Source organism: Nonomuraea sp. ATR24 (assembly GCF_041950485.1).
In the GTDB taxonomy this organism is placed as follows: Bacteria; Actinomycetota; Actinomycetes; order Streptosporangiales; family Streptosporangiaceae; genus Nonomuraea; species Nonomuraea ceibae.
The window spans coordinates 333415-344389 of record NZ_JBGNUU010000006.1 but is presented as its reverse complement, the minus strand read 5'-3'; the positions used below and the strand labels follow the sequence as shown (position 1 = coordinate 344389).

Here is a 10975-nt window from a genome sequence, read left to right as displayed (position 1 = left end):
TGGCTGCACGGCGGCGTCTTCGTCGAAGGCTCCGGCAGCATGTACGACGCCCGGCGGATGGCCGGCCAGGGCGGATGGCAGACTCAGCAGACATGATCAGGATTCTGCTCGCCGACGACGACCCGATGGTCCGCCGGCATCTCAAGACCATCCTCGGCTCCAGCACGGAGCTCGACGTGGTCGGCGAGGCACAAGACGGGGCAGAAGCGGTCGAGGAGGTCCTGCGCAACCAGCCCGACGTGGTACTGATGGACCTCAGGATGCCGGGCGTCGACGGGATCACTGCGACGAAGGAGATCACCGCGCTGGCCGCGCCGCCCGCGGTTGTCGCGCTCACCACGTTCGACTCCGACGAGCACGTCCTCGGCGCCCTGGAGGCCGGAGCCGCGGGCTTCCTGGTGAAGGCCACCCCGGCCGAGGAACTGCTCAACCTGGTCAAGGTCGCCGCCGACGGGAACGTCGTGATGTCCCCGAGCGCGGCGCGCAGACTGATCGCCCAGTCCTCCAGAGGCGACGAGCGGCGCGACGCCGCCCGATCGCGGATCGCCACGCTGGCCGAGCGCGAACGCGAGGTGCTGGCCTGCCTCGGTGAAGGACTCACCAATCCCGAGATCGCCCGGCGGCTGTTCCTGTCGGAGACGACCGTCCGCAGCTACGTCTCCCGCCTCCTGGCCAAGCTCGACCTCACCCACCGGACGCAAGCGGCCCTGCTCGCCCACCAGGCCGGACTCCTCGACGAGCCCGCCTGAACACGACCCGCGACCACCCGGCCGCCACGAGCGACACCACGGCGGCCTTCCGAGGTACCCCGCTGTGCACACACTGTCCCGCTGGCCGGAACTCATCGTCCGCGATCGAAGAATCATGCTCATGGCCGCCATCGGCGCGGCCATCCTCTGCGCCGTCGTCCAGATCGTCCTGTACACCACGAGCGGGGACGGCCGCGGCCCCGGCTCACTCGCCGGGCTCGCCCTGAACCTCCTGCTCAACGCGTCCTTGCCGCTGGTCGTCCGCCTCCCGCGGACGGTAGGAGCACTGGCCGTCGTGGTCACGACGGTGCTCGCTCTCGGGGCCGGCCTGACGCCGGAGGCGGTGGCAGCGCAGACCAGCCCGATCACGACACCCGTGGCAACCCCGGTCGTGGTGTCCTTCCTGGTCACCCTGCTGCCCTGGCACCAGGCGTTCGCCTTCGCCGCCGTCCTCGCGCTCCCGGTGATCCCGATCTGGGCTCCCTCGTGGGGAAACCTGTACGAAGCGCTGTCGTCCACCGCCCTGCCCGCGCTGGGCGCCCTGTACCTGAGGGCCCGGCACGAGCTGGTGCGATCACTGCGCAAGCGGGCCGAGCTGGCCGACTCCGAACGCCGCCTGCTCGCCGAACGCGCCGAAACCGCCGAACGGCAGCGCCTGGCCGCCGACCTGCACGACATCGTCACCCACCACGTCACGGAGATCGTGCTGCACGCCGACGCCCTCCGCGTCACCACCCGCGACGACGACGCCCGTACGGCGGCTGAGCAGATCCGGCGAGCCGGCACCCGCACCCTCACCGAGCTGCGCGATCTCATGCGTGTCGTCACCACAGGGGCCCGGCCCGCCCCCGCCGGGCGTCCCCAGAGCGACACCGGCGGCGACCTCGCCGCACTCGCGGCAGCCGACCACGCGGCCCTGCACGTCGAGGGCGACCCCGACACGGTGCCCGCCGTCGTGGCCCGGGCCGTCTACCGGGTGGTGCAGGAGTCGCTGACCAACGCCCGCAAACACGCCCCCGGAGCACCGGTCACGGTCACCATCTCCTACCCCGGCGACCGGGCCGACGTCGAGGTACGCAACGCGCCGCCCCGGCGGAGCGCCGATCCCTCGCTGACCAGAGCCGGCTCAGGAATGGGCCTGACCGGGCTCGACCGCCGGGTGACCCTGCTCGGCGGCACCTTCAGCGCGGGACACGACGGCGAGGGCGGCTTCCTGGTCACCGCCAGCCTCCCCGCCTCCGCCACCCGCAACGCCGCCACACCAGAACCCCGGGCCTCCGGCGTGACGTGAGGAGGCGTCCACAGTGCGCGGGGTTGCGAGAAGAACCCGAGGACTTCGGACGGAACCACCGAAATGACTGTCTCCTCACCTGAGGTTCGCGCCCGGGTCGAGGCCGGTCAGGTCGGCGGACGCGGCCCACAGACGCGCCGCCAGTACGGGGTCGGCCAGGTGACCTCGGACGGGTTCGAGGGTAGGCAGGCCACGGATCCCGAACACCCGAGGCCCCCAGAGCTGGCCACCGCGTACGGACGGGTCGAGGACGGCCCGGACGGCGGGCCAGGCGGCGGCCTCCTTGCTCTGCAAGAGCAGACCGGCCGGCAGGCCGCGCAGTCGTTCGCCGGCCGTTCGGACGCGGACCGGCGGACGTGAGGGGGTGAGGGAGTCGAGCGCGCCGCCGGGGTGGGTGACCACGCTCAGCGTCGTGCTGCCGGCGGCGCGCAGGCGGCGGTCGAGTTCGAAGCCGAAGAGCATCTGCGCGAGCTTGGACCGTACGTAGGTGCGCTTCGGCCGGTAGTCGCGCATGCTCTGGAGATCGTCGAGGTCCAGGCTCTCGGATTTCGCCGTGAAGCTGCCTGTGGTGACGACGCGGCCGGCGGGTGCAGCCGCAAGCAGGGGTGCGAGCCACGAGATCAGCGCGAAGTGCCCCAGATGGTTGGTGGCGAACATCAGCTCGTTGCCGTCCCCGCTCTCGCGCCGTGGCGGCTCGTCGAGCAGCACGCCGGCGTTGCAGACGACCGCGTCCAGCCTCTCCAGCGCCAGGGCGTCCGCGCAGGCCTTGAGCGAGAGGAGGTCGGCGAGATCCAGGCGGATGTGACGGACGCGCGCACCCGGGACGCGGGCGCGGATCGAGACCCGCGCGGCCTCGGCCTTGGCGGTGTCACGGCAGGCGAGGACGACCGTGGCGCCGGTGCCGGCCATTTGTTCGGCGACGAAGTAGCCGATGCCCGCGTTGCCGCCCGTGACGAGGAAGTTCTTGCCCTCGGCACGTGGCAGGCGCCGTACGTCCCAGGGGGCAGGGCTGTGAAGGAAGGACACCGTCCGGGCTCCTTACGTTGATCGCGTCTGGGTCAGTGCTGGAGTTCAGCCGGCGCTCGTCTGGGCATCAGGGTCACGGCCGGGACGGTGACGGCGGTCAGGGCCACGACGACGACGAGGCTGGCCGTCATGGCGGAGCCGAAGCCGGAGCCGGCCGCCTGGAAGAAGACCGACGTGACGGCGGCCGAGCCGGCCCCGGCCGCCAGTTGCTGGATCGCCGACAGGGAACCGCTGGCGCTGCCGGCCTCGCCGGGATCGATGTCGCCGATCGCGACGTCGAAGATCGTGCCGTAGCAGGCGCCCATCCCCAGGCCCGTGAGGAAGACAGCCGGCGCGAGGGCCCACAGGCTCAGGTCCGTGCCCGAGGCCGCGACCAGGACGAGCAGCCAGCCGCAGCCGGCCAGGATGACGGCCAGGCCGAAGAAGATGAGCGTACGCCCCAGCCTCCTGATCAGCGCCATGCACGCCCCCGAGGCCACGATGATGCCGACGGTCATCGGCAACAGCCCCAGGGAGGCGTCCCGGGCCGAGGCGTGCAGCCCTTGCTGCATGAACAGCGACAGGACGTAGACCAGCCCGGTGGTGGCCGCGAAGACGATCAGGCCGACGAGCAGCCCGGAGCTGAAGCCGCGGTTGCGCAGCAGGGACGGCTTGAGCAGCGGGTCTGCAGCGGTGCGCTGGCGGCGGGCGAAGGCGGCCAGGAACACCAGGCCGGCGGCGACCGAGAGGATCGGGACGGCGGTCCAGCCGTTGTCCGACCCCTCGACCAGCCCCAGGAGCAGCCCGAACATGGCGGCGGCGAGCAGCCCGGAGCCCACCCCGTCCACGCCGGTGGCGGCGTCGCCGTCGTCGTGCGGCAGCAGCCGGACGGCCAGGACCAGGCCGAGGCCGCCGAGCACCAGGTTGACCAGGAAGATCGGGCGCCACGACAACCCGGCGAGGTCGGCGTCGATCACGAACCCGGCCAGGATAGGGCCGCCGACCGAGGCGGCCCCCAGCAGGGGCCCGAACAACGCGAACGCCTTGGTGAGCATGTCACGCGAGAACGTCTTCGTCATGATCGCCATGCCTTGCGGGATCAGCAGCGCGCCGAACGCGCCTTGTGCGCCGCGGGCCAGGATCAGCAGGGCGGGGTCGGGCGAGAGTCCCGCCACGGCCGAGGCGATCGTGAAGCCGCTCATGCCCACGAGAAACAGCCTGCGCTGGCCGTACTTGTCGCCCAGCCGCCCGCCGACCACGAGCAGGACGCCCATGGCGAGCATGTACGCCGACCCGAGCCACTTGATCAGACCCTCGCCGCCGTGCAGTTCGGCGGCGATCGTGGGCCGGAGGGACCACTGAGCTGGGCCAGCACCACCATCCCGAGCGCCGCGACCACCAGGCCGCCGGCTAGCAGCGTGCTCAGCTTCATGCGGCTCGCCAGGGCAGGGGCCCCATGGCGCCGATCATGACCGCGATGGTGGTGGGCATCGACCAGAGCCCGGCCTCGATCGGGGACAGCTCGCACACCAGCTGCAGGTACTGCAGGACAAAGAACTGCGAGCCCCCGGAGATCAGGGTCCCCAGGACGAGCATGCCAAGGGCCGATCCGAACAGTTTGGTCTGGAACAGCGAGAGGTCAACCAGTGGCTGCTCGATCCGCCGCTGGCGAGAGATGAAGAGCGCCCCCAGCGCCAGGCCGGCGACGATGGCGATGCCCGACTCCGGGCCCAGGCCGTCCTCGGCGATCCGCTTGAGACCGAAGATCAGGGTAAGGACGCCGACGATGGACATGATCGCGCTGATGAAGTCCGGGCGGGAGACCGACTCGTCCCGGTACTCCGGCAGCACGATCGGGCCGAACCCGATCAGCAGCAGCATGATCGGGACGCCGAGCAGGAAGACCGAGCCCCACTGGAACAGCTCAAGGAACGTACCCCCGACCAGGGGCCCGATCACCGTGCCGAGGCCGAAGAAGCCGGTCCAGGCCCCGATCGCGGCACCCCGCTGCTTGGGGTCGGTGAACATGATCCGGATCAGGGAGAGCGTGGAGGGCATCAGTGTGGCGCCCGCGAGGCCGAGGAGCGCCCGGGCGGCGATGAGCATCGCCGCGTTGACCGCGAATGCCGAGAGCACCGAGGCCACCCCGAACGCGAACGCGCCGATCATCAGCAGCCGCCGGCGGCCGATCCTGTCCCCGATCGCGCCCATGGTGATGAGGAAGCCGGCGGTGAGGAACCCGTAGATGTCCACGATCCACAGCAATTCGGCGTTGCTGGGCCGCAGGTCGGCGGTGAGGGCGGGCAGTGCCAGATGCAGGACGGTCAGGTCCATGGCGATCAACATGGTGGGAAGCGCGAGGACCGCCAGCCCCAGCCATTCTCTTCGGGTCGCCCGCGGTGCGGCCGCCGTACCGACAGCGGTACTCAACGGAATCTCCTTGCCTGGTGGTTGAAGGGTGAGGTGTGGCCGGTGGCCACGGTGCCGAGCGCCGTCCAGCGACGTGGCGGGTGCGCTGGAGCGGATCTCAGGCGGCGGACAGCAGCGTGTTCGCGCGGGACAGGACGGTGTTCAGGACGCGGCCGGCGGTGGCCAATTCCTCCTCCGGCAGGTCGCCCCACAGCTTTTCGGTGATCCGGGCGATGGCGGCGCGGACCTGGTTCCACTGGGCCCTGCCGTCCTCGGTCGCTTCGACGATGCCGTCCTGGCTGGTGCGGACCAGGTTCGCGGCCGTCAGTTCGACGATGCGCTGGTGTGCCGTGGCCTGGTCGACCTTCAAGGAGTGGGAGATTCGCTCGGCCAGAGCATCGCCGGACAGAGTTCCGTTGCTGACCACGGTCAGCGTCAGCGTCACCCACTGGGGTTCGGTGATGCTGGTCCCGGCCAGCTGTCGCTCCAAGAGGGTGTTGAGAGCCTTCTCGGTCTGGCCGATGACCTGGGGGCCGAAGACGGGCCCGGCCGGCTGTGCGATGGTGGTCATGTCTGAGCTCCTCAGCGCCATGAAGACAAATGTTGGCCAAGCCAACGTGGGCGAGACCAACGTTGGTTTGGCCAACATTACATATAGTCGTGGGTCCTGCCAACAATTTGCTAGATTTGGCTCGTGGACACTCCCGAGGGGCCGCCGCCGGAGCGGCTGCGCGCGCTGCCGAGCAGGCTGACCTACGGTGCGGCATTGATCGCCAACCGGATCGTGGATCGGGCGTTCGCCCAGGCCGGCATCCGGCGCCACCACTACTCCCTGCTTGCCACCCTGGAGGAGTACGGCCCGGCCAGCCAGGCCGCCCTCGGCCGCCGCACCGGCATCGATCGCAGCGACATGGTGGCGACCGTCAACGACCTCGCCGAACGGCAACTCCTCGAGCGCGCACCCGACCCGGAAGACCGCCGCCGCAACATCATCACCATCACCCCGGCAGGCCGAAGGCAACTCGCCGACCTTGACCGGCTGCTCGCCGCCGCCCAGGACGAATACCTCGCCCCGCTGTCCGCGGCCGACCGGCAGAACCTGATCAACCTGCTCACCCGTTTGGCCGATCACCACGGCGACAAGCACAACTAAAAGGGCGGCCGGTTCTGTCGATGACAAGTGACAGCGCCCCAGGGCTTGTAGTGCGCTTCGCGGGATGAGGTGGCGCTGGCCCGTACGCCTCGGTCCTGATGCCCACAGAACTGAGCCACCGAGCTGATGTGACAGCTCACACAGATTCGGCCCCGCTCCGGCGAGCGTCGAGCTGGGCGGACGCGCCTGCGGCCCGGCAGGTATGACGGGCAATTCGGATTCCCTGCCACTCGTTGATGCCGCGATGCGCCGCCGTCAGCGGCGGGGTGCCACCTCTCTCCTGCGTAGCCTTCCAGATTGACATTGCTAGCTATTTCAGTCATGTTTGAAATAACTAGCCAACAGTACGGAGAGCCATGGAACACGTGACCTTCAACAGCGCCGGCACCCGCTGCGCGGGAGATCTCTACCTGCCCGAGACGAGCGACCCCGTCCCCGGGCTGGTGCTCGGGCACAGCGGGGTGATGGTCAAAGAGGCGCTGGCGTTCTTCGCCCCGCACTTCGTCAAGGCCGGCTTCGCGGTGCTGGCCATCGACTACCGCACGGTCGGCTCCAGCGAAGGCGAACCGCGCGGCCAGGACTACCCGGAGCGGCAGGTGCAGGACTTCCGCAGCGCCGTGTCCTACCTGCAGACCCGCCCCGAAGTGCAGCCGGAGCGGATCGGGGTGTGGGGGGTGAGCATCGGCGGCTCGGTGGCAGCCCAAGCCGCCGTGCTCGATCGGCGCATCAAGTGCGTCGTCGTACAGAGCCCCAGCGTGTGGAACGGATGGCGATACCTGGAACGCCTCCTGGGCCGTGCCGGCGTCCACGCGCTGCGCGACCAGCTACAACAGGACTGGCAACGGCGCTACGAAGGCGGGCAGAGCGCTCGCGTACCGCACCTGACCCTGGAGGGCGACAGCGTGAAGGACACCCCGGACATGTCCACCCGCCTGTTTCCCACCTACCGCAACGAGAAGACCCTCGACTCAGCCGAGCACCTGCTCACCTTCGCACCGGAGAACCTCATCCACCGGCTCACGCCGACGCCGCTACTGATGATCGCCAACGGCGGCTGGGACCCCTACCACATGCTCGAGGAGGCGCAAAGCGCCTTCGCCAAGGCGGGCGAGCCCAAGCGGCTCGCGGTGCTGCCCTACGACGTGCTCGGGCTCTACACCGGCCCCGGCATGGAAGAGGCGATGGCGCTCGCAATCGACTGGTTCGACCTCTACCTGCGCAGAACCCGGCTCGCGGACATCACCCCGACACCGACCTACGAGTCGGTGGCCGCCATGACACAGTGAACCGGCACACGATCAACAACGGAGGACGCGACCATGAGCACTGAGGAACAGCAGGACCGGCTGCTCCGCTGGGTGGAACGGGTAGCCGCCTTCTGCGTCGAAGAGTGGGGGCTGCCGCCCATCACCGGACGCATCCTCGGCTGGCTCATGATCTGCGATCCGGCCGAGCAATCCGCCGGCCAGATCGCGGACGTGATCCAGGCCAGCCGGGCCTCACTCACCTCGAACATGCGCTTCCTCACGGCCATCGGCCTGGTCAAGAAGGTGCGAAGGCCCGGCGACCGCGTCTCCTACTACCGCATCGAAGACGACGCCTGGCAGAAGGTCATCCAGCGCAAACTCGAAAGCCTGAGCGCGTTCGGCGAGATCGCCGACGAAGGACTCGACATCGCGGGCGGCGAGGGACACCGCACCGAGCGCATCAAAGCCGCCCACGACTCCCTGACGTGGCTACAGAACCTCGCAGCCCGTCATCCGCTACGCCGTTAAGGAACCCCCATGCACCGCTGGCAACCCAAGCTCGGGCTGATCCAGGAAACGCTGCTGCTCACGCTCCACGCCAGAGCCCTGGACGCCGGGCGGCCCAGCCCCATCCTCGGCGACACGCTCTCCGCCGAACTGGCCCGCAGAATCGACTACGACTTCGGCAAGCTGAAAGTCAAGCCCAACCTCGTCCTCACCACGGCACTGCGCGCCAAGAAGCTCGACGACGACGTCCGCGCCTACGTCGCCGCTCATCCCGGATGTGTGGTGCTCGACCTGGGCTGCGGCCTGGACACCAGGATGTTCCGCTGCGATCCCCCGCCCGGCGTCGACTGGTACGACATCGACTTCCCGGAAGTGGTGGACCTGCGATCCGAATGCCTGCCCGGCCGTTCCCACCTGATCGGAGCCGACCTCACCGGCTCCGACTGGCTCACAGCCATCCCCGGTGACCGGCCGGCGATGATCGTCGCCGAAGGGCTGCTCCCCTTCATGCCCGGCGACTCCTTCCCAACGATGACCCGCGCGCTGACCGGCCACTTCCCTGCGGGCGAACTCGCGCTCAACGGCTACACCCGCTTCGCCGCCTGGGCCATGAAGTACCACCCGACAATCAAGGCGCTCGGCATCAAAGCCGCCCAGGGCTTCGACGACCCACACGAACCCGAGTCCTGGGACGCCGGCCTCGAACTGATCGAGGAGCAGATCCTCACCCGCGCTCCGGAAACAGTCCGGTTCCCGCAACCCCTGCGCGCGCTGACCCGTCTCACCGCCCACAGCACGGCCTTGTCCCGGCAAGGGGCACGCATTCTCCGCTACCGGTTCTGAGCGCGTGCCCCATCTCCCCGGCGGTGGCAGCGGTCCTTGCACGGCGTAGAGACAGCCGAACCCGCCGCGCAACGGAAGGGCCTGGTTAGTCGAAGAAGGTACGGGCGAAGCCCGTTCGTTTGTGGTGGGCGGTGGATTTGCAACCGCCCGACGCCTTTACATTGTAGATTTCTAATGGGAGCATTGGGTCGCATGTATCCCCCTCCGAGACCGACCATGCCCGTCCCGGTACTGGTGGCATTGGTCATCATGGGCCTGGAGCTGGTGGTGGCGGCCATCATGACCGCCATCCTCCTGCTGCCGCTCGCGATCGTCGGAAGCGTCCCGGTGCTTGCGTACTATGTCCTGGGTCTGATCGTGGCCCTCGGCATTGTGGCGTTCAACATGCGAAAGCCTCGGCCCTGGGTTCGATGGGCGGGCGCGGCGGTCCAGGCCGGGCTCGCGGCCTTTTACGTGCTGCGGTTGATCGTCGATCCGACTCTCGGATCAGTCGGCGGTCTCGGCCTGACCGTGGCAGCCGTGGTTCTCCTGCTGGTTCCCTCTTCCGCCGCCTGGTTCGGCGGCTCGGCGCGGCCGGCCCGGTGGCTCCCTCCCGGGCCGGGACGAACCTGAGGGCACGTCACGGCAACACCCCGGACGACCGGCATGGCGCTTGAATCGGGGGCGCGACTCGGTTTGATGGGCGAGAACACTCCCCTACCCGGTGCCGGTCTCCGCCGCTGCCTCTTCGCTCGCCAGCAGGCGGTCGATGAGGGCCTTGAGCGTCTTGGCGTCGTCCGGGCCGAGCCGGTCCAGCAGGTGGCATCGGGTGGCCGTTTCCAGCGTCGGCAGCGTCATGTCGATCACGCGCCTGCCTGCCGGGCACAGCGTGACCTCCACCCCGTTCGGAACCTTGTCGCGGGCCACGTAGCCGCGGTCGGCCATCCGGGTCAGCAGGTGCGACAGCCGCGTCCGATCCCAGCCGAGGGTGGCGGCGAGGGCGTTCTGCCGCAGACTCCCGCCGGACTCGTGCAGGCAGACCAGGACGCCCAGTTCCGGCTCGGAGACTCCGGACGCCGCCGTGGTCTCGGCGATGACGGCGGCACGGACCAGCTCATGGGCGCGCTTCCACCGCAGCCACAGCTCGGTCGCCTCACCCGGGCCAAGTGTTGACATATCAACAGTCTACTTCCTAGTGTTCGTCCCGACCACATACTTCGATGTGCAAGGACTTCCCTGATGCTCGATCCTCGGCGGCACTACGCCAGCCTGCGCCTCGTGGCGCTACTTCCCCTCGTGCTGTTCCTCCCAGCCGTGATCGCCTTCTTCACCGACCCAGACGTCGCGTGGGGAGAATACCTGGGCGTCTTCTTCCACCTCTCGATCCTCTTTCTGGTCTCGCGCCTGGAGGCGGCGCCCTGGGCCAAAGCCGCAGGCTACGGCTGGGTGGCGCTCGACGTGCTCGCCGGCATCCTCATGATCAACGGGGTCGAGTACGACACGGCCTGGGCGGTCCGGCTCGGTGGCCACGTCCTCGCCGGGGTCTGGATCGTGGCGAGTTCCGTGGTCAGCCGGTCCTGGCCGGTCCGGGTGGTCGGCGTCGTCACCGGCGTCTGGCTCGCCGGCTACTCCTTCGTCGGCACCGTTCTCGCCGAGGAGTTCCTGCGCCCGGCCGGGATCATGATCCTGGTCTGGTTCGGCCTCCTGGCGATCTTCCACCGCGACGAGCCCACGCCCCTGGCGGCACCGACCGGCCCCGCACCGGCCTGACGCGCGGCACGCCCACAGTCCG

At 69.3% G+C, this 10975-nt stretch carries 13 protein-coding genes; 8 read left to right on the top strand and 5 right to left on the bottom strand.

Annotated features, from left to right (window positions below; all coding sequences use genetic code 11):
• The first annotated feature begins 92 nt into the window (after nucleotides 1-92).
• The gene (locus ACBI99_RS18815) at nucleotides 93-749 is read left to right on the top strand and encodes a response regulator transcription factor (RefSeq protein ID WP_219508606.1); all 657 of its coding nucleotides are present in this window, start codon (nucleotides 93-95) and stop codon (nucleotides 747-749) included.
• Between the two features lie 64 nt (nucleotides 750-813).
• Nucleotides 814-2040, top strand: a complete 1227-nt coding sequence (locus tag ACBI99_RS18810; protein WP_375072886.1) for a sensor histidine kinase — start codon at nucleotides 814-816, stop codon at nucleotides 2038-2040.
• Between the two features lie 75 nt (nucleotides 2041-2115).
• On the opposite strand, the gene ACBI99_RS18805 is transcribed toward ACBI99_RS18810, so the two are convergent.
• The 4 genes from ACBI99_RS18805 to ACBI99_RS18790 form a co-directional block, all read right to left on the bottom strand.
• Entirely contained in the window at nucleotides 2116-3066 is a 951-nt protein-coding gene (locus tag ACBI99_RS18805; RefSeq protein WP_375072885.1) for an SDR family NAD(P)-dependent oxidoreductase, read from the bottom strand.
• Between the two features lie 32 nt (nucleotides 3067-3098).
• Nucleotides 3099-4385: an MFS transporter gene (locus ACBI99_RS18800; RefSeq protein ID WP_375072934.1), complete on the bottom strand. Its 1287-nt coding sequence runs from the start codon at nucleotides 4383-4385 to the stop codon at nucleotides 3099-3101.
• Between the two features lie 88 nt (nucleotides 4386-4473).
• Nucleotides 4474-5391: an MFS transporter gene (locus ACBI99_RS18795; RefSeq protein WP_375072884.1), complete on the bottom strand. Its 918-nt coding sequence runs from the start codon at nucleotides 5389-5391 to the stop codon at nucleotides 4474-4476.
• Nucleotides 5392-5572: 181 nt separating this feature from the next.
• Nucleotides 5573-6025: a MarR family winged helix-turn-helix transcriptional regulator gene (locus ACBI99_RS18790; protein WP_375072883.1), complete on the bottom strand. Its 453-nt coding sequence runs from the start codon at nucleotides 6023-6025 to the stop codon at nucleotides 5573-5575.
• Nucleotides 6026-6148: 123 nt separating this feature from the next.
• Between ACBI99_RS18790 and ACBI99_RS18785 the strand changes: the two genes are divergently transcribed.
• From ACBI99_RS18785 to ACBI99_RS18765, 5 genes are all read left to right on the top strand, one after another.
• Nucleotides 6149-6607 carry a MarR family winged helix-turn-helix transcriptional regulator gene (locus tag ACBI99_RS18785; protein ID WP_219508614.1) on the top strand — a complete coding sequence of 153 codons (459 nt, stop codon included), beginning with the start codon at nucleotides 6149-6151 and terminating at the stop codon, nucleotides 6605-6607.
• 356 nt (nucleotides 6608-6963) lie between these two features.
• Nucleotides 6964-7893, top strand: a complete 930-nt coding sequence (locus ACBI99_RS18780; protein WP_375072882.1) for an alpha/beta hydrolase — start codon at nucleotides 6964-6966, stop codon at nucleotides 7891-7893.
• A 33-nt stretch (nucleotides 7894-7926) separates the two neighbouring features.
• Entirely contained in the window at nucleotides 7927-8382 is a 456-nt protein-coding gene (locus ACBI99_RS18775; protein ID WP_219520053.1) for a GbsR/MarR family transcriptional regulator, read from the top strand.
• A gap of 9 nt (nucleotides 8383-8391) precedes the next feature.
• Nucleotides 8392-9204: a class I SAM-dependent methyltransferase gene (locus ACBI99_RS18770; RefSeq protein ID WP_375072881.1), complete on the top strand. Its 813-nt coding sequence runs from the start codon at nucleotides 8392-8394 to the stop codon at nucleotides 9202-9204.
• Nucleotides 9205-9453: 249 nt separating this feature from the next.
• The gene (locus ACBI99_RS18765) at nucleotides 9454-9816 is read left to right on the top strand and encodes a hypothetical protein (RefSeq protein WP_219517648.1); all 363 of its coding nucleotides are present in this window, start codon (nucleotides 9454-9456) and stop codon (nucleotides 9814-9816) included.
• Between the two features lie 84 nt (nucleotides 9817-9900).
• Here ACBI99_RS18765 and ACBI99_RS18760 read toward each other — a convergent pair whose 3' ends face one another.
• Complete coding sequence (locus ACBI99_RS18760) at nucleotides 9901-10359, bottom strand: MarR family winged helix-turn-helix transcriptional regulator (RefSeq protein WP_375072880.1); 459 nt, start codon at nucleotides 10357-10359, stop codon at nucleotides 9901-9903.
• 63 nt (nucleotides 10360-10422) lie between these two features.
• Between ACBI99_RS18760 and ACBI99_RS18755 the strand changes: the two genes are divergently transcribed.
• Nucleotides 10423-10953 (top strand): hypothetical protein, encoded by a 531-nt coding sequence (locus tag ACBI99_RS18755; RefSeq protein WP_375072879.1) that lies wholly within the window; start codon nucleotides 10423-10425, stop codon nucleotides 10951-10953.
• The last annotated feature ends 22 nt before the right edge of the window (nucleotides 10954-10975 follow it).

Coding starts and splice junctions, on each gene's coding strand:
- ACBI99_RS18815 (WP_219508606.1), top strand. CDS start 93: ATGATCAGGATTCTGCTCGCCGACGACGACCCGATGGTCCGCCGGCAT.
- ACBI99_RS18795 (WP_375072884.1), bottom strand. CDS start 5,391: ATGTTGATCGCCATGGACCTGACCGTCCTGCATCTGGCACTGCCCGCC.
- ACBI99_RS18790 (WP_375072883.1), bottom strand. CDS start 6,025: ATGACCACCATCGCACAGCCGGCCGGGCCCGTCTTCGGCCCCCAGGTC.
- ACBI99_RS18780 (WP_375072882.1), top strand. CDS start 6,964: ATGGAACACGTGACCTTCAACAGCGCCGGCACCCGCTGCGCGGGAGAT.
- ACBI99_RS18775 (WP_219520053.1), top strand. CDS start 7,927: ATGAGCACTGAGGAACAGCAGGACCGGCTGCTCCGCTGGGTGGAACGG.
- ACBI99_RS18770 (WP_375072881.1), top strand. CDS start 8,392: ATGCACCGCTGGCAACCCAAGCTCGGGCTGATCCAGGAAACGCTGCTG.
- ACBI99_RS18765 (WP_219517648.1), top strand. CDS start 9,454: ATGGGCCTGGAGCTGGTGGTGGCGGCCATCATGACCGCCATCCTCCTG.
- ACBI99_RS18760 (WP_375072880.1), bottom strand. CDS start 10,359: ATGTCAACACTTGGCCCGGGTGAGGCGACCGAGCTGTGGCTGCGGTGG.
- ACBI99_RS18755 (WP_375072879.1), top strand. CDS start 10,423: ATGCTCGATCCTCGGCGGCACTACGCCAGCCTGCGCCTCGTGGCGCTA.